Source organism: Nocardioides sp., assembly GCF_041913365.1.
Taxonomy (GTDB): Bacteria; Actinomycetota; Actinomycetes; order Propionibacteriales; family Nocardioidaceae; genus Nocardioides.
In genome coordinates, this window is sequence record NZ_JAYSFM010000003.1 from 279,885 (window position 1) to 297,956 (window position 18,072).

Consider the following 18,072-nt stretch of genomic DNA (forward strand, 5'->3'; position numbering starts at 1 on the left):
GTCGCTAACCCCTGCCGAACCCGCCACGCTGGTGGGTATCGTCCGAAGGAGCAGCACGTCTGCCGGACCCACCCCGTACGCCTGGAGGAAACCCATGACCACTTCCGTGATCGTTGCCGGTGCACGCACCCCGATCGGCCGCCTGCTCGGCGGGCTCAAGGACCAGTCGGCGGCCGACCTCGGCGGCGTCGCCATCAAGGGCGCCCTGGACAAGGCGGGCGTCACGGGCGACCAGGTCGACTACGTGATCATGGGCCAGGTCATCCAGGCCGGCACCGGCCAGATCACCGCCCGCCAGGCCGCGGTCAAGGGCGGCATCCCGATGGACGTCCCCTCGATCACCATCAACAAGGTGTGCCTCTCGGGCATCAACGCCATCGCGATGGCCGACCAGCTCATCCGCGCCGGCGAGCACGACGTCGTCGTCGCCGGGGGCATGGAGTCGATGACCCAGGCCCCGCACCTGCTGCCCAAGAGCCGCGAGGGCTTCAAGTACGGCGACACCGCGCTGGTCGACTCGATGGCCTACGACGCCCTCTACGACCAGTTCACCCACCAGGCGATGATCAACCTGACCGACGGCTGCAACGCCGCCGGCGCCAACCTGACCCGCGAGGAGCAGGACGCGTTCTCGGCCCAGTCGCACCAGCGTGCGGCCCTCGCCTGGAAGAACGGCCTCTTCGACGACGAGGTCGTCCCGGTGACCATCTCGACCCGCAAGGGCGACATCACGGTGGCCGAGGACGAGGGGGTGCGCGGCGACACGACCGTCGAGTCGCTCGCCGGCCTCCGCCCGGTCGCCAAGGACGGCAGCATCACCGCCGGCTCGGCCTCGCAGATCTCCGACGGCGCCTGCGCCGTGGTCGTGATGAGCAAGACGAAGGCAGAGGAGCTCGGCCTCACCTGGATCGCCGAGATCGGCGCCTCCGGCCAGGTCGCCGGGCCCGACTCCTCGCTCCAGCTCCAGCCGGCCAACGCGATCGCCAAGGCGGCCGCGAAGGAGGGCATCGAGGTCTCCGACATCGACCTCTTCGAGCTCAACGAGGCCTTCGCCGCCGTCGGCATCGAGTCGGCGCGTCAGCTCGGGGTCGACCAGGACAAGGTCAACGTCAACGGCGGCGCCATCGCGCTCGGCCACCCGGTCGGCATGTCCGGCGCGCGCATCGTGCTGACGCTCGCCCTCGAGCTGAAGCGACGCGGCGGTGGCGTCGGTGCCGCCGCCCTGTGCGGCGGTGGCGGGCAGGGTGACGCCCTGATCATCCGCGTCCCCGCCTGACGGACCCGGTGACGCGCGTGGCCCCGCGGGGTGCCGTCGCGGTCCCCGACCTGGTCGCGCGGGCGCGCCGGGGTGAGCCCGCCGCGGTCGCGCGCCTGATCACGCTGGTCGAGGACGCCTCCCCGCTGCTGCGCGAGGTGATGTCCGCCCTCCGCGAGCACGCGGGCGGGGCCCACGTCCTCGGCATCACCGGTGCGCCCGGCGTCGGGAAGTCGACGTCCACCAACGCGCTGGTCGCGGCCATGCGACGGGCCGGCAGGCGGGTCGGCGTGCTGGCCATCGACCCGTCGTCGCCGTTCTCCGGGGGAGCGCTGCTCGGCGACCGCGTGCGGATGGGCGACCACGCCCTCGACGAGGGCGTCTACATCCGCTCGATGGGCGCGCGCGGTCACCTCGGCGGCCTGGCCCGGTCGACGCCGCAGGCCGTGCGGGTGCTGGACGCCGCGGGGTGCGACGTGGTGATCGTCGAGACCGTTGGCGTGGGGCAGAGCGAGGTCGAGGTGGCCGGGCTGGCCGACACCACGCTCGTGCTGCTCGCCCCCGGAATGGGCGACGGCATCCAGGCCGCCAAGGCGGGCATCCTCGAGATCGGCGACGTGTACGCCGTCAACAAGGCCGACCGCGAGGGCGCCGACCGCACCCGACGCGAGCTGCGCACCATGCTGTCCCTGGCCGAGCGCCGTGACGGAGCCTGGCGGCCACCCGTGCTCCAGACCGTGGCCAGCACGGGGGAAGGCATCGACGAGCTGCTGGCCGAGGTCGACCGGCACGCCGCCTGGCTGGCGGAGTCGGGCGAGCTGGCGCGTCGGCGTACGACGCGGGCGCGGGGCGAGGTCGAGGCGATCGCCCTGGACGCCCTGCGCGAGCGCTGGGGAGCGGCCGGCGGCAGCGCCGACCTCGACCGGCTCGCCGGCCGGGTGGTGTCAGGGGACGTGGACCCCTATGCCGCCGCTGACGAGCTGCTGGCTCAGGGCTGAGCAGCCAGCAGCTCGCGGAGCTCGACGGCCGCGTACGTCGTCCACGCCTGCAGGATGGGCAGGCTGACGCCGTCGGCGGTGATGGAGAGCAGGTGGTGGCCCTGTCCGGAGGGGATCGAGGCGATCACGGTCTGGGTCGGGCCTGACGTCAGGGCCACGCTCTCGACCGCCTGCGGGTCGTGGCCCGTCTCGGGGCCGTGGGCAGCGAACATCTTCCCGGTCAGCCGGGCGGCCGGGACGAGGTCGGCCCTGCAGTAGCCGTGGCCCACGATCGGGAAGCCGTCGGCGGTGCAGAGCAGGGCCGAGGACGGCGCGTCCAGCTCGTCCAGCACGGCGACCAGCGACTGCCACACCTCGTCCACGGTGCCCAGGACCGCACCGGTGCCGGCAGGCACCCGGCCCGCGGAGTCGACCGGACCGGTGGCGCCGTCGATGACGGGCACGGGCCCGCGGGCCCTGACCTGCTCGCGACGGAAGTCGGAGGCGCGGCCGGACCACGACGTGGCGGGCCGTCGGGAGGGGGGCGCGATCCGTGCGGTCGTCACGGTGGGTCCTTCCTGGACGAGGGGCGACGGAGCCGAGGCGGCGCGCGCACGTCCCTTTGTGGAGAGGTCGTTGCCTTTGTGGGTGAACCGTAACCAGCCACGGCTGCCCGGCGCGGGGATATCCGCGCGCTATTCGGAGAACCACCTACTCGGTCTAGCCCTTTACTTGCACCACGGTGCATAGTTGCACTATGGTGCAGGAATGACCTTCCAAGCCGCCGGCGTCCGCGAGCGCCGCAAGGTGGAGACCCGCGCGGCCCTCACGGCAGCCGCCATCCAGGTGCTGGTCGAGGAGGGGCTCGAGGAGCTCACCGCGGACCGGATCGCCGAGGTGGCCGGCGTCTCGCGCCGCACCCTGTTCAACTACTTCCCGCGCGTGGAGGACGTCCTCACGGCCTCGCTCGAGGCGGCCACGGTCGAGACGATCGACGCGATCGTGGACCGGCCCGCCGACGAGCCGCTGCGCACCTCGGCCCTGGTCGTCCTCGAGGCGATGATCGACGGCCCCGTGTTCGCCCAGGCCCGTGAGCTGGAGCGGGCGGCCGGCCGGTCGACCGCGACCCGCCGCTTCCTCCTGGAGTTCGAGGACCGCCAGCGCGCGGCCCTCGAGGAGGGCCTCCGGCGCCGTCTCGGCGAGGACGCCGACCCGATCTACGTCGCCAGCCTGGCAGCCGCTTCGTTCGGCGCGCTCTGCGCGGTGACCCGCCTGGCCGTGTCCGCCTCGTCCGACGAGGCGCATGCCGCCGAGCTCCACAAGGTCTGGATCCGCCGGGCCATGGAGCACCTCTTCGCCGGCTTCGACGAGGCCGCTGCCGTTCCCGCACGTCCCGACAGGGGGAACTGACGTGGCAACCCTGCTCCACCGGCTGGGCCTGTTCTCGGCCCGTCGCCCGATCGCCGTCCTGCTGGCCTGGTTCCTGGTGATGGCCGCCGCCGTGGGCGGCATGGCCACCCTGTCGCGCCCGCTCAGCAACGAGTTCGAGATCCCGGACAGCGAGTTCGGGCGCGTGCTCGACGAGCTCGGCAGGGAGATCCCGCAGGTGGCCGGCGGCACCGGCACCGTCGTCGTGCACAGCGAGGATGGCTTCACCGCCGAGCAGAAGGCCGCACTGCGCGACACCATGGCGGCGTGGGAGGACCTGCCCCACGTCACCGAGGTGATGGACCCCTTCGCCCTGCAGCGCCAGCTCGACGGCTCCGACGACCGGTTGGCCCGGGCCGAGAAGCGGCTGACCAAGGGTCAGGAGCAGTACGACACCGGCCGCGCGCAGCTCATCGGCCTCGAGAACTACCTGGCCGACCACCCCGGCCGGGCCACGCCCGCGCTCGAGCAGCAGCTCGCCGACGGTCGTACGCAGCTCGCCGAGGCGGAGGAGGAGCTCACGGCGGGCTGGGACGCCTACCACGCCGGTCGCGACCTGCGCTCGGCCGGCGAGGGCGTCTCCTTCGTCAGCCGCGACGGCACCACGGCGCTGGTCCAGGTGCGCTTCGACACCCAGACCCAGCAGCTCGACCCGACGGTCCTGGAGGCCGTGCCGGAGACCGGGGAGCGCCTCGCCGAGGCCGGCATCGAGGCCGACTACGGCCAGGAGATGACCATGACCCGCGAGGTGGGTGGCATCGGCGAGGTCATCGGCGTCGCGGTCGCGGGCGTCGTCCTGCTCGTGATGCTGGGCTCGCTCGTCCTGGCCGGCCTGCCGCTGGCCATCGCGCTCGTCGGCGTCGGCGTGAGCCTGACCCTGGGCGTCGCCACCACCCACTGGATCGACCTCCAGCAGATGGCGCCCGTCCTCGGCATGATGCTCGGCCTCGCGGTCGGCATCGACTACGCCCTCTTCATCGTCAACCGCCACCGCCGCCAGCTCGCCGACCTGACCGCCGACGGCACGGTGCCGACCAGGGACCAGCTGCGCGCCAGCGTCGCGCTGGCGACCGGCACCGCCGGCTCCGCCGTCGTCGTGGCCGGCACCACCGTGGTGATCGCGCTCGCCGCCCTCGCCGTCTCCGGCATCCCGACGCTGCTGCAGATGGGACTGCTGGCCGCCTTCACCGTCGCGGTCACCGTCCTCGTGGCGCTCACCCTGACGCCGGCGCTGCTGTCGCTGGTCGGCCGCCGCGCGGTGCCGCGCCGGTCGCGCCGCCGCCCGGCGTCCTCGACGCACGACGGGTGGCCGCAGCGCTGGGTCGGCGTGGTCACCCGCCGTCCGCGCGCGGCGACCGCCCTCGTCACGCTCGTGATGCTGGTACTCGCCCTGCCCGCGCTGTCGATGCGCCTCGGCCTGCCCGACGGCTCCTCCGAGCCGCAGGACTCCACTGCCTACCAGGCCTACGAGCGGGTCGCCGAGAGCTTCGGCCCCGGCAGCAACGGCCCGCTGCTCCTCGCCGCCGAGTACGACGCCCCGGTGGCGGAGGACGACGTCGTGGCCGAGGAGGCGAAGGTCGCCCGCGCCGTCCTGGCGGTCGACGACCGCGTGTCGGTGCTCCCGATCGGCACGAGCGATGACCGGCGCACCATCGCCTTCCAGGTCGTCCCGGCCGAGGGCCCGTCCGCGGAGTCGACCGTCGAGCTGGTGCAGGGCCTGCGCCGCCTCGCCGACGGCGAGGCCGTGCGGGAGAGCTCCTGGCTCGACCTCCGCCAGGTCGTCGGCGACGCGAACCCGACCGGCGAGCAGCTGCTCGGCGACGACGTCGAGCTCGGCCTGACCGGTGCGACCGTGGCCAACATCGAGGTCTCCGAGCGCCTGGCCGGTGCGCTGCCCCTCTACCTGACCATGGTCATCGGGCTCTCGCTGGTGCTGCTCACGATCGTGTTCCGCTCGATCCTGGTGCCGCTGGTGGCGACCGCGGGCTTCCTGCTCTCCGTCGCGGCGAGCTTCGGCGCCATCGTTGCGGTCTACCAGTGGGGCTGGCTCGGGTCGGTATTCGACGTGCACGACCCGTCAGCGGTGTTCAGCTTCATGCCCACGCTGCTGATCGGCATCCTCTTCGGCCTGGCCATGGACTACCAGATGTTCCTGGTCTCCGGGATGCACGAGGCGTACGTCCACGGCAGGGACGCGCGTACGGCGGTCCGGGAGGGCTTCACCTCCGGCGCCCGGGTCGTCGCCGCGGCGGCGCTGATCATGGTCGCGGTCTTCTCCGGCTTCATCTGGGCCGAGATGACCATGGCGCGCTCGATCGGCTTCGGCCTGGCGGTCGGTGTCTTCCTCGACGCCTTCCTGGTCCGGATGACGTTCACGCCCGCGGTGCTCACCATGCTCGGCGACCGCGCCTGGTGGCTGCCGCGGTGGCTCGACCGGCTGCTGCCGAACCTCGACGTCGAGGGCGCGGCGCTCGCCGCCCGGCTGGCCGAGCAGGACGAGGTGGAGCCGGAGCGCGAGCTGGCCCCTGTGGGGTGAGCCGTCAGCTCAGGCGCAGCGTCTGGCCGGTGATGCGCGAGGCTGCGCTGCTGGCGAGGAACAAGGTGCTCTCGGCCACCGCCTCGCTCATCCGCTGGGTGCGGACGAGGGTGTCGCCGGAGAGCCGGCTGCCGTGGCTCGACGCGGCCACCGGGGCGTACTGGCGGGGGAGCACCGAGCGGTGGCGCTGGAGCACGGTGTTCACCCGGACGCCGAGGCCGGACCACTGCTCGCCCGCGCGGACCGTCGACTCGACGAGCTGGGCCTGGGCGGCCTCCGGGGTCGAGGAGAGCTCGAGCCACGTGGCGACCGCTCCCGTGTTGATCACGCAGCCGCCGCCCAGCGCGGGGCTCTGGCTCAGCTTGAGGCGCATGCGGGTGGTGAGGAACGTGGGGCCGAGCAGGCCGGACCGCGCCGCCTCGGCGACGAAGGCCTGCTCGCTGGCCGGCAGGCCGAACGGCAGGTTGCACGATGCCGCCAGCACGAGCACATCGATGTGGCCGATCACCCCGACGAGGTTGTCGATCGACTCCTGGCGGGCGAGGTTGACCGACTCGTAGTCGAACGCCGACAGGTCGGTGTCGTAGAGCGCGCGCAGCATCATCGTGCCGGTCACGGTCACGGACGCACCGGACCTCGCAAAGGCGGTCGCGATGGTGTGACCCTCGCCCCGCGTCCCCCCGATCACCAGCACCTCGTAGCCGGTGAAGTCGTACGACCCCGTGCTCATCCCTGCTGTCGCCCCTCCGTCGAACCCGGGGGATTTTCTACCACGCGGTAGGGGCGCCTAGATAGGTGAGGCTGTGCTCAGTCGAGACACAGTTCGGCACGCTCAGACCACATCCTTCCCAGCCATCACTTCTTCCTCTTGCTGCGCAGTCAGCAGGTCGAGGCGACCGGTCCGCACGGCGGCGAAGGTCCAGAGCTTGTTGAGGACGAAGGACAGGGGCGTCACCAGCGCGATCACGATCAGCTGGGACCAGTAGAGACGGTTGCGCAGGCCGGTGGAGTCGTCGAAGACGTCGGTCGGGAGGCTGACGGGTGAGTGCGGGTGCATGAGCAGGGTCAGGAGCGCCAGGCCCACTGCCTGGCCGCCGAGGCCGACCACGAGGAACGGCCAGTACTCCTTCCACCAGCGCGTGTGCCGGCTGCTCTGGAAGGTCCACGACCGGTTCAGCTGGAAGTTGGAGAGGTTGGCGACGAGGAACGCGATGGTGGAGTAGACGTGGTACCAGCGCAGGTTGAACTCCGAGGTGCCCAGCCCGACCACGGCCTCGTCGAAGTGGGGGCCGACCTTGCGCAGCACGATGAGGGTCACCATGTTGACGACGACGCCGGACGCGCCGACCACCCCGAAGCGCGCGAGGAGCCCGAGGTTGCGGCGGTGGCGCGTCGACAGCGCGGCTCCCCGAGGTCCCATACGGACGAGGCTACCGACCGGGGCGGCGCTGCGTGGGCGCTCTCCCTAGGATTGCCCCATGACGCAGCAGCCGTTCAGTCGTCCAGGTGCCATCGACCTTTCCGGGCTCGGACAGCCCGCGCGCCCACCCCAGGCCGGTACGCCGGCGGGCGGGGGAGCGGCGGCAGGGTCGTCGTACAGCGTGGTCGTGGACGAGAAGAACTTCCAGGGCCTGCTCGAGCAGTCGATGACCGCACCGGTGCTGCTGGTGTTCTACTCGCGCACCCGGATGCCGGAGAGCGGCCAGCTCGCCGACGACCTCGAGACGGTCGTCGGGGAGCACGAGGGGCGCTACCTCCTCGGCCTCGTCGACATCGACGCCGCGCCGCAGATCGCGCAGGCGATGCAGATCCCCTCGATCCCGCTCGTGGTCGCCGTCGTGGACGGCCGCCCGATGCCGCTGTTCCAGGACCCGCTGCCGCTCGAGGAGCTGCGCACGGCGCTGACCCAGGTCGGCCAGCAGCTCACCGCACAGGGGATCACCGGCCGGCACCAGCCCCGCTCCGCGGCCCCCGCCGCCGAGGGCGAGGAGGAGGTGGTCGACCCGCGCTACGCCCCGGCGCAGGACGCTCTCGCGGCCGGTGACATCGACGCGGCGGTCGCCGAGTACCAGAAGCTCGTCGACGCCAACCCGGCTGACGCCGAAGCGGCCGGCGGGCTGGCGATGGCCAAGGTCATGCAGCGCACCCAGGGCGTCGACCTCAACCAGGCCCGTGCGGCCGCGGCGGAGAGCCCCGACGACGTGGACGCGCAGACCCTCGTCGCCGACCTCGACATGCTCGGGGGCCACGTCGAGGACGCCTTCACCCGGCTGGTGAACCTCGTCGCCCGGACGGCCGACAAGGACCGTGAGAAGGCCCGCGACCACCTGCTCGGCCTCTTCGCCGCGGTCGGCAACGACGACCCGCGCGTGCTCGCGGGCCGTCGCAACCTGGCCTCAGCGCTCTTCTGAGTCCCGCTTCCCGAGCACCGAGCGTCCGGCCTCGAGGCGGGCGACCGGCACGCGGAACGGCGAGCACGAGACATAGTTGAGACCGACCTCGTCGAAGAAGTGGACCGACAGCGGGTCGCCGCCGTGCTCGCCGCACACCCCGACCTTGAGGTCGGCCTTGGTCTTGCGACCCTTCTTCGTGCCCATCTCGACCATGCCGCCGACACCGAGCTGGTCGAGCGACTCGAACGGCGAGACGTCGAAGATGCCGTGCTCGAAGTAGCGCGAGAAGAACGACGCCTCGACGTCGTCGCGGGAGAAGCCCCACGCCATCTGGGTCAGGTCGTTGGTGCCGAAGGAGAAGAAGTCGGCGGACTTGGCGATGCGGTTGGCCAGGAAGGCAGCCCGCGGCAGCTCGATCATCGTGCCGATGGAGATGTCGAGCTTGATCCCGCGCTCCTCCTCGACCTCGGCGATCTGCTGGTCGATCTCGGCGCGGACGATCTCGAGCTCGCGGACGCTGGCCACCAGCGGCACCATGATCTCGGGCCGTGGGGTGCCGTGGGCTGCCATCCGGTCGGCGGCGGCCTCGGCGATCGAGCGCGCCTGCATGCGAAACAGCCCGGGGATCTGGATGCCGAGGCGGACGCCGCGCAGGCCGAGCATCGGGTTCTGCTCGTGGAGCCGGCGCACGTGCGTCAGCAGGTTGGCGGCGTGCTCGTCGACCTCGCCGCGCTCCTCGGCGAGGGCCACCTCGACGCTGAGCTCGGTGAGGTCGGGCAGGAACTCGTGCAGCGGAGGGTCGAGCAGCCGGATCGTCACCGGCAGGCCGTCCATCGCCTCGAGGATCTCGGTGAAGTCCTGCTTCTGCAGGGGGAGCAGCTCGTCGAGGGCGGCCTCCACGCCGGCCTCGTCCTCGGCGACGATGAGCTTCTCGACCAGCGCGCGGCGCTCGCCGAGGAACATGTGCTCGGTGCGGCACAGGCCGATGCCCTGGGCGCCGAAGCGGCGGGCGCGGGCGGCGTCCTCGGGGGTGTCGGCGTTGGTGCGCACGCGCAGGCGCCGGGCGCCGTCGGCGTGCGCCATGATCCGCGCGACCGCCTGGGCGAGGTCGTCGTCGATCCGCTCGCCCTCGAAGTGGCGTACGACGACGGAGTCGGCCACCGGCACCGCGCCGGCGAACACCTCGCCGGTCGTGCCGTCGATGGAGATGACGTCGCCCTCGCGGATCGTCTCGCCGTCGCGGACGCGGAACTCCTTGGCCCTGGTGTCGACGTCGAGCGACTCGGCGCCGCACACGCACGTCCGGCCCATGCCGCGGGCGACCACGGCGGCGTGCGAGGTCTTGCCGCCACGGCTGGTGAGGATGCCGCGGGCCGCGACCATCCCGCGCAGGTCGTCGGGGTTGGTCTCCTTGCGCACGAGGATGACGTCCTCGCCCTTGTCGGCCCACTCCACGGCGGTGTCGGAGTCGAAGACCGCCTTGCCGACGGCGGCGCCGGGGGAGGCGTTCATGCCTTTCGCGAGCAGGGTGCGGTCGGCGGACTCGTCGAAGCGCGGGAACATCAGCTGGGCCAGCTGGTCGCCGGTGACGCGCAGCACGGCCTCGTCCATCTGGATCATGCCCTCGTCGACCATGTGCACGGCGATGCGGAACGCCGCCTCCGGCGTGCGCTTGCCGACGCGGGTCTGGAGCATCCAGAGCTTGCCGCGCTCGACGGTGAACTCGATGTCGCACATGTCGCGGTAGTGGCGCTCGAGCCGCGTCATGATCGTCATCAGGTCGTCGTGGGACTTCCGGTCGATCTCGGCCATGTCGGCCAGGGACACGGTGTTGCGGATGCCGGCGACGACGTCCTCGCCCTGGGCGTTCTGGAGGTAGTCGCCGTACTCGCCCTGGTTGCCACTGGCGGGGTCGCGGGTGAAGGCCACGCCGGAGCCGGAGTCCATGCCGAAGTTGCCGAAGACCATCGCCTGCACGTTGACCGCGGTGCCGAGGTCCTCGGGGATCCGCTCCTGGCGGCGGTAGAGCCGCGCCCGGTCGGTGTTCCACGAGTCGAAGACGGCGCGGATGGCGAGGTCCATCTGGTCGCGCGGGTCCTGCGGGAAGTCGCGACCGGTTTCGGTCTTGATGATGCCCTTGAAGGTCTCCACGAGACCGCGCAGGTCGTCGGCGTCGAGGTCGAGGTCGTTCTCGGTGCCCTTGGCCTTCTTCACCTCGTCGAGCGCCTCGGAGAACAGCTCCGAGTCGACGTGCAGCACGGTGCCGCCGAACATCTGGAGCAGCCGGCGGTAGGAGTCCTGGGCGAACCGCTCGGACTCGCTGCGGGCCGCGAGGCCGCCCACGGACGTGTCGTTGAGCCCGACGTTGAGGACCGTCTCCATCATGCCGGGCATCGAGAACTTGGCGCCCGAGCGCACGGAGACCAGCAACGGGTCGTCGGCGTCGCCGAGCTTCTTGCCCATCGCCTCCTCGAGCGACGCGAGGTGCTCGGTGACCTCCTCGGCGAGACCATCCGGCTCCCCGCCCTCGGCGAGGTAGGCGCGGCACGTCTCGGTGGAGATCGTGAAGCCCGGTGGGACGGGCAGGCCGAGGTTGGTCATCTCGGCCAGGTTGGCGCCCTTGCCGCCCAGGAGGTCCTTCTGGTCCTTGCTTCCCTCTGCGAAGTCGTACACCCAGGTCATGTAGGCATCCTGCCTCAGCGACCGGACTCCGTATACGGCTGGGAACCCTCGACTGCCGCCCGGACCCGGCGGGCGGTGAAGTCGGCCGCGAGCTCGTCGACCTCCTCGAGCGTGCAGAACCGCACGCTCCGGATCTCGCGCTCCTGCTTGACCACGCCGTCGAGGATCGCGGCGGGGTGGGTGCCGCCGTCGAAGACGAGGCACACGGCGTCGTCCCAGCCGCCCCACGCCGGCAGCCAGTCGGTGAGCACCAGGCCGCCGGGCTCGAGGTCGAGGCCGAGCTCCTCCTCGACCTCGCGCTGCACAGCCAGCCGCGGCGACTCGCCGACCTCCACGACCCCGCCGGGCAGGTCCCAGTCGCGCTTGTACGTCAGCTGGCACAGCAGCACGCGACCGGCGTCGTCGCGCACCAGCATCTGCGAGATGGCACGCTTGCGGGGGAGGAACGAGTTGAGCAGCGACCGGAAGCCCTCGGGGTGGTCGACGGGCCGGTCCTCGCGCACCCGCGCGTAGACCACACGGTCGGCGACCTCGCCGTCGACGGTGAGACCCCGGCTGACGCCCTCCTTGAGCAGCCCCGCCCACGTGGCGGTGCGCTGCGCGGCGCGGTCGTCGAGGCCGACCAGCGTCTCGACCCGCTGGTGGTCGCCCAGCGCGGCCGCGACCTCGCGCCGGAGCTCGTCGACGCTGGGCTCGCCCTGCCACTGGATCCTGGCCACGCCCTCGGCCACGGTCGTCACGCTGATCGGGTCGCCCACCCGCCCCACCCTAACGAGGTCGTGAGAGGAGCAGGCCCTGGAGATGGGAGCGCGCGACCTCCACTGCCTCGGCCGGGGTGAGGTGGCCGAGGCACACCTCGATGCCCAGGCCGTCGACGAGCGGCCGCAGCAGCGCCGCGGAGCGCTCGGCCTCCTCACGACCCACCTCCGGAGCGACGACCCGCACCACGTCGACCAGGCGTGCGGCCACGTCGTCGTGGCGCTCCTGCCGGGCGAGCACGACCCGGTCGACCTCACCGTCGACGTCGGTGGCGGAGCGCGGGGCCTCGATGTCAAGCCGCAGGACGTCCCTCGGGACGTAGCCGTGGTTGGCCATCGCGAAGCGGTGGTGCAGCGGACCTTCGTCGTCCTCGTGGTCGCCCGGCATCGCCGCCGTCGATGGCGCCGCCACTGCGAGACGCCACCACACGAGCTCGTCGGCGATGGCGGCAGGGCAGGTCGGCATCAGCGGCGCGAGCATGGCTGCGCCCGCGTCCACACCGGTGCTGGACGGACGCCGCCCGATCCGACCGCGTCGCCGTACGGCCACCTCGTTGAGGGCCAGGTTGCGCAGGTCGGCCTCCGGGTTGAGCAGCCGGCGGACCGTGCTGATCGACGTGCCGAGGACCTTGGCCAGACCGTGCCGGCTCAGCCGGTCGACGCCGTGGTCACGCACGAGGGTGAAGCTGGCGAGCTCGAAGAACGCGAACCGGCCGCCGTAGTCGATGATCTTGGGCACGCCCCCATTCGAGCAACGATCGCTGCGTCCCGCATCGCGCTCTCCACAGGCGGGGCCGGGTGCTGACACACCCTTGGCCAGCACCCACGGCGGAGGGCGACCTTTTGTGGCACACCCGCGGTCAGCACCCACGGCGAGGAACGGCCTGTGTCGACACGCCCTGTGTCGGGTTGCGGAGGACACGGGCGCGAGAGCTGGCGCAGGGTGTGTCACCACACGCAGGAACGGGCCGTGGGTGCTGGCGCGGGCTGTGTCAGGACCGCGGGTGGGCCAGGTGTACGGCTAGGCGTCCTTGCGGAACCAGACCGTGGCGAGGGGAGGCACCACGATGTCGGCGTGGGCGGGCTGGCCGTGGTGGTCGCCCTCGGTGGCGGTGATGGAGCCGAGGTTGCCGACACCGGAGCCGGCGTAGGACTCGGCATCGGTGTTGAGGACCTCCGACCACGTCCCGGGCGAGGGCAGGCCGAGCCGGAAGCCCTCGTGCGGCTGGCCGGCGAAGTTGGCGACGCAGACGAGGTCGGGGTGGCCGGGGGAGCGGCGTACGAACGAGAAGACGTTGCGCCCGGCGTCGTTGGCGTCGATCCAGGCGAACCCGTCGGGGTCGTTGTCGCGGCCCCAGAGGGCACCGGTGCCGGCGTAGGCGGCGTTCATGTCGCGCACCATCGCGTGGACGCCGGCGTGCTCCGGGTGCTCGAGGAGCCACCAGTCGAGCTCGCGGCTCTCGGCCCACTCGGACTCCTGGCCGAACTCGCAGCCCATGAACAGCAGCTGCTTGCCGGGGTGCGCCCACATGTAGGCGAGGTAGGCGCGCAGGTTGGCCAGCTGCTGCCAGCGGTCGCCGGGCATCTTGCGCAGGAGGGAGCCCTTGCCGTGCACGACCTCGTCGTGGCTGATCGGCAGGACGTAGTTCTCCGCGAAGGCGTAGACGAGCGAGAACGTCATCTGGCCGTGATGGTGGCTGCGGTAGAGCGGGTCCTTGGAGACGTAGTTGAGCGAGTCGTGCATCCACCCCATGTTCCACTTGAAGCCGAAGCCGAGCCCGCCGTCGCTGGTCGGGCCGGTGACGCCCGGCCAGGCGGTGGACTCCTCGGCGATGGTGACGATGCCGGGGACGCGCTTGTAGACGGTGGCGTTCATCTCCTGGAGGAACTGCACGGCCTCGAGGTTCTCGCGACCGCCGTACTTGTTGGGCGACCACTCGCTGTGCTCGCGGGCGTAGTCGAGGTAGAGCATCGAGGCCACGCCGTCCACCCGCAGGCCGTCGGCGTGGTACTCCTCGAGCCAGTAGACCGCGTTGGCGTAGAGGAAGTTGCGGACCTCGTTGCGGCCGAAGTTGAAGATGTGCGAGCCCCACTCCTTGTGCCAGCCGCGCTGGGGGTTGGGGTCCTCGTAGAGCGGCGTCCCGTCGAAGCGGGCCAGCGCCCACTCGTCGGTGGCGAAGTGCCCGGGCACCCAGTCGAGGATGACGCCGACGCCGGCCTGGTGCAGGCGGTCGATGAGGCGCTTGAGGCCGTCGGGGTCGCCGAAGCGGGAGTCCGGCGCGAAGTACGACGTCACGTGGTAGCCCCACGAGCCGCCGAACGGGTGCTGCATGACCGGCATGAACTCGACGTGCGTGAAGCCGAGGTCGGCGACGTAGGGCACGAGCGCGTCGGCGATCTCGTCCCAGGAGTAGAGCTCGCCGCTGTAGTGCTTGCGCCACGAGGCCAGGTGGACCTCGTAGGTGGACATCGCCTCGTCGACGGGCTGCTTGGTGCGCCGTGCCTCGATCCAGGGGTCGTCCGACCACTGGTGCTCGGAGCGCCAGACCCGGGACGCCGAGCTCGGCGGCTTCTCGGCGTACTGCGCCATCGGGTCGGCACGGTCGACCCACCGGCCGTCGGCTCCACGGATGCGGTACTTGTACTGCGCGCCGACGCCGGTGCCCGCGACGTGGACGTGCCACACGCCCGAGCCGTCGAGACGCGTCATCGGGTGGGCCGCTCCGTCCCAGCCGGCCCACTCGCCGGCGACCTGGACCTCCATGGCGTTGGGCGCCCAGACCCGGAAGGACGTGCCGTCGTCGGTGACCTGGGCGCCGAGGACGGTCCAGAGCTCCTCGTGGCGACCCTCACCGATCAGGTGCAGGTCGAGCTCGCCGGGGGCGTTCGTGCTGGTGCTCATGTGGTCTCTCCCAACGCTGCCAGCGGGATGGAGACCCATCCCGGACGGTTGCGTGCTTCGTAGACGGCCTCGTAGACGACCTTGTCCGCGAGGTAGGCGTCGAGCAGGGTGGCGGCCTGCTCGTCCAGCCCGGTACCCCTTTCGGCGGTGTACGCGTCGAGGAACGCTGCCCGGTTGCGCCCGGACCACTCGGCCGCGCGGTAGGCGCGCTGCTCGGTCTCACCGCCGTTGTCGGCACCGGCCCCGGTCATGGCGACCACGCGTGGCGCGTAGTCGAACGAGCGGATCATCCCCGCGACGTCGCGCCACGCCGAGTCGGGCTTGAGCCGCTCGGCCAGCGGCTTGGCGGGCTCGCCCTCGAAGTCGACGATCTTCCAGCCCAGGCTGGTGCGCAGCGTCTGGCCGAGGTGCAGGTCGCCGTGGACCTGCTGCACGTCGACGTGGTCCAGCGCACGCAGCCGCCCGAACGTCTCGCGCAGCGCCGCCTCGTGCTCCGCCAGCTGCGGTACGACGTCGAGGGCGGCGTCGAGCCGGCCCTCCATCGCGGTCGCCAGGGCGTCGATCGCGGCGGCGTCGCGCTCCTCGACCGGGAAGTGCGCGGCGAGGTCGGCGTGGACCTCGGCCAGGGCGACGCCGAGCCGGGCCGCCTCGCTCGCGAAGTCGCCGCCGACCTCGTCGGCGTGCAGATCGGCCTCGGCGAAGAGATTGCGGACGCTCGCCAGGGCCAGGTCCCAGCCGTCGCTGGCGGTGCGCAGGAACTGCTGGAGCATGGCCAGCTGGATGGTCGAGCCGGTGCCGCCGGCCTCGTCGTCGACGAGGTCGAGCCAGCCGTAGAGGGAGGCGACGTGCGTCGAGCCGGCCTCGGTCAGCACCTGGTGGATGGCGATGTCGGGGTTCACCCCCGGCGTCACCTTGCGGAAGACCTTCATCAGCGAGTCCTCGCCGAAGGCCACCGAGGAGTTGGACTGCTCGCCGGAGAACAGCGTGGAGTGCGCCTCGAGGTCGAGGTCGTGCCCCGGGAGGGAGTGGAAGTCGAGCAGCCCGCGGGAGGTGCTGGCCGGGGGCGCGGCGAAGGCGCGGAGCCACAGCGCCATCGACTCGCGGTCGTGGACGGCGTCGTAGACCCACGCGTGGCCGAAGTCCTCGTCGTCCCACTCGCCGATCAGGGCGTGCGCGATGCGTTCCTGCGGCTCGGCGTAGTAGGCGAGTGGCAGCTGGTAGAGCTCGGTCTCGTCACCGAAGGCGACCTCGGCCAGCTCGATCACCACCCGCACGCCTGCCGGCGGGTCGGGCAGCTCGCCCACTCGTCGTACGGACGCCAGGCTCCAGTCGCGGCCCTTGCCCGCGAACCAGCGCGCCTCGGCGATCCAGTGCTGGAGCTCGTGGTTCACGCCTCCACCCCCTGGGTCATGGTCTGGTCGGTGAGTCGCAGCCACAGGAAGCCGTAGCCGCCGAGCGTCAGCAGGTAGGGGAGCTCGCCGATCGCGGGGAACGGGACGCCGCCGAGCAGCTCGACGGGCACCATCCCCTCCCAGTGCCGCAGGTCCAGCTCGACCGGCTGCGGGAAGCGGGACAGGTTGTTGACGCACAGGATGACGTCGCGGTCCTCGCCCGTGCCGTGCTCGCGGACGTACGACAGCACGCTGGGGTTGGAGCCGCCGAGGTCGGTGAAGTCGCCGAGCCCGAACGCCGGGTGCCGGCGGCGGGCGTGCACGAGGCGCCGGGTCCAGTGGAGCAGCGAGGAGGTGTTCTCCAGCTGCGCCTCGACGTTGACCGACTGGTAGCCGTAGACCGGGTCCTGGATCGCCGGCAGGTGCAGCTTGCCCGGCGTCGCGGAGGAGAAGCCGGCGTTGCGGTCGGGCGTCCACTGCATCGGGGTGCGCACGCCGTCGCGGTCACCGAGCCAGATGTTGTCGCCCATCCCGATCTCGTCGCCGTAGTAGAGGACGGGGGAGCCGGGGAGGGAGAGCAGGAGCGCGGTGAACAGCTCCATCCGGTTGACGTCGTTGTCCAGCAGCGGCGCCAGGCGTCGGCGGATGCCGATGTTGGCCTTCATCCGCGGGTCGTGGGCGTACTCGGACCACATGTAGTCGCGGTCCTCGTCGGTGACCATCTCCAGCGTCAGCTCATCGTGGTTGCGCAGGAAGATGCCCCACTGGCAGCCGTCCGGGATCGCCGGCGTCTGCTCGAGGATCTCCGAGATCGGGAAGCGCGACTCCCGGCGCACCGCCATGAAGATGCGCGGCATCACGGGGAAGTGGAAGGCCATGTGGCACTCGGTGCCGATCCAGCGGCCGTCGGCGGTCTGCTCCGGGCCGAAGTACTCCACCACGTCGGCCGGCCACTGGTTGGCCTCGCACAGCAGCACGCGGCCGGGGTAGTGCTCGTCGACGAAGCTGCGGCACTTCTTCAGGAAGTCGTGGGTCTCCTTGAGGTTCTCGCCGTTGGTGCCGGGGCGCTCGTAGAGGTAGGGCACCGCGTCGAGGCGGAAGCCGTCGAGGCCCATGTCGAGCCAGAACGCCATCGACTCGAGCATCGCGTCGTGGACCTTCGGGTTGTCGAAGTTGAGGTCCGGCTGGTGGTGGAAGAACCGGTGCCAGAAGTACTGCTGGCGCACCGGGTCCCACGTCCAGTTGGACGGCTCGGTGTCGACGAAGATCACCCGGGCGTCCTGGTAGAGCTCGTCGGTGTCGGACCAGACGTAGAAGTCGCCGTAGGGGCCGTCCGGGTCGCTGCGGCTGGCCTGGAACCACGGGTGGGCGTCACTCGTGTGGTTCATGACGAAGTCGATGATCACCCGGATGCCGCGCTGGTGGCAGGCGTCGACGAACTCGTGGAAGTCGTCGACCGTCCCGCACTCGGGGAGGATGTTGTTGTAGTCGGCCACGTCGTAGCCGCCGTCGCGCAGCGGCGAGGTGAAGAACGGCGGCACCCACAGGCAGTCGACGCCGAGCCACTCGAGGTAGTCGAGCTTCTCGATGAGGCCCTTGAAGTCGCCCGTGCCGTCGCCGTTGGAGTCGCGGAACGACCGGACCAGCACCTCGTAGAAGACCGCCGTGCGGAACCACTCGGGCTCGGCGTTGAGCACCGCGGTCGCGGCCGTGGCGTCGGCCGGCATCTCGGCTGACGTGTGGTGGTCGC

Annotated in this window: 14 protein-coding genes; 5 read left to right on the top strand and 9 right to left on the bottom strand. The window is 71.5% G+C overall.

The annotated features are described in order from the left end of the window. Positions 1–94: 94 nt before the first annotated feature. On the top strand, positions 95–1,276 hold the full coding sequence (locus ACE3QY_RS09745) for an acetyl-CoA C-acetyltransferase (RefSeq protein ID WP_374455812.1): 1,182 nt from the start codon (positions 95–97) through the stop codon (positions 1,274–1,276). Positions 1,277–1,293: 17 nt separating this feature from the next. Continuing rightward, on the top strand, positions 1,294–2,253 hold the full coding sequence (meaB, locus tag ACE3QY_RS09750) for a methylmalonyl Co-A mutase-associated GTPase MeaB (protein WP_374455813.1): 960 nt from the start codon (positions 1,294–1,296) through the stop codon (positions 2,251–2,253). Here the strand turns inward: meaB and ACE3QY_RS09755 are convergent. Continuing rightward, on the bottom strand, positions 2,244–2,798 hold the full coding sequence (locus ACE3QY_RS09755; RefSeq protein WP_374455814.1) for a hypothetical protein: 555 nt from the start codon (positions 2,796–2,798) through the stop codon (positions 2,244–2,246). The two genes, meaB and ACE3QY_RS09755, sit on opposite strands and share 10 nt — an antisense overlap. 202 nt (positions 2,799–3,000) lie before the next feature. Here ACE3QY_RS09755 and ACE3QY_RS09760 point away from each other — a divergent pair, with 202 nt between their 5' ends. Both ACE3QY_RS09760 and ACE3QY_RS09765 read left to right on the top strand, forming a co-directional pair. Next, positions 3,001–3,642, top strand: coding sequence for a TetR/AcrR family transcriptional regulator (locus ACE3QY_RS09760; protein ID WP_374455815.1), 642 nt, complete (start codon positions 3,001–3,003; stop codon positions 3,640–3,642). Position 3,643: 1 nt separating this feature from the next. Next, positions 3,644–6,196: an MMPL family transporter gene (locus tag ACE3QY_RS09765; RefSeq protein WP_374455816.1), complete on the top strand. Its 2,553-nt coding sequence runs from the start codon at positions 3,644–3,646 to the stop codon at positions 6,194–6,196. A 4-nt stretch (positions 6,197–6,200) separates the two neighbouring features. Here ACE3QY_RS09765 and ACE3QY_RS09770 read toward each other — a convergent pair whose 3' ends face one another. After that, entirely contained in the window at positions 6,201–6,926 is a 726-nt protein-coding gene (locus ACE3QY_RS09770; RefSeq protein ID WP_374455817.1) for an SDR family oxidoreductase, read from the bottom strand. A 102-nt stretch (positions 6,927–7,028) separates the two neighbouring features. After that, entirely contained in the window at positions 7,029–7,616 is a 588-nt protein-coding gene (locus ACE3QY_RS09775; protein ID WP_374455818.1) for a GtrA family protein, read from the bottom strand. Positions 7,617–7,674: 58 nt separating this feature from the next. Between ACE3QY_RS09775 and ACE3QY_RS09780 the strand changes: the two genes are divergently transcribed. Beyond that, positions 7,675–8,607, top strand: coding sequence for a tetratricopeptide repeat protein (locus ACE3QY_RS09780; protein WP_374455819.1), 933 nt, complete (start codon positions 7,675–7,677; stop codon positions 8,605–8,607). Here ACE3QY_RS09780 and ppdK read toward each other — a convergent pair. From ppdK to treS, 6 genes are all read right to left on the bottom strand, one after another. Next, positions 8,593–11,271, bottom strand: a complete 2,679-nt coding sequence (ppdK, locus tag ACE3QY_RS09785; protein ID WP_374455820.1) for a pyruvate, phosphate dikinase — start codon at positions 11,269–11,271, stop codon at positions 8,593–8,595. The genes ACE3QY_RS09780 and ppdK overlap by 15 nt on opposite strands. 14 nt (positions 11,272–11,285) lie before the next feature. Further along, a complete protein-coding gene (locus ACE3QY_RS09790) occupies positions 11,286–12,029 on the bottom strand; it encodes an NUDIX domain-containing protein (protein WP_374455821.1) in 744 nt (247 codons plus the stop codon). 10 nt (positions 12,030–12,039) lie between these two features. After that, positions 12,040–12,768 carry a TetR family transcriptional regulator C-terminal domain-containing protein gene (locus tag ACE3QY_RS09795; RefSeq protein ID WP_374455822.1) on the bottom strand — a complete coding sequence of 243 codons (729 nt, stop codon included), beginning with the start codon at positions 12,766–12,768 and terminating at the stop codon, positions 12,040–12,042. A 282-nt stretch (positions 12,769–13,050) separates the two neighbouring features. After that, complete coding sequence (glgB, locus tag ACE3QY_RS09800; protein WP_374455823.1) at positions 13,051–14,931, bottom strand: 1,4-alpha-glucan branching protein GlgB; 1,881 nt, start codon at positions 14,929–14,931, stop codon at positions 13,051–13,053. Then, the gene (locus ACE3QY_RS09805; RefSeq protein WP_374455824.1) at positions 14,928–16,322 is read right to left on the bottom strand and encodes a hypothetical protein; all 1,395 of its coding nucleotides are present in this window, start codon (positions 16,320–16,322) and stop codon (positions 14,928–14,930) included. The genes glgB and ACE3QY_RS09805 overlap by 4 nt, the downstream gene beginning before the upstream one ends. Beyond that, complete coding sequence (treS, locus tag ACE3QY_RS09810) at positions 16,319–18,049, bottom strand: maltose alpha-D-glucosyltransferase (protein ID WP_374456015.1); 1,731 nt, start codon at positions 18,047–18,049, stop codon at positions 16,319–16,321. The genes ACE3QY_RS09805 and treS overlap by 4 nt, the downstream gene beginning before the upstream one ends. Positions 18,050–18,072: the final 23 nt, after the last annotated feature.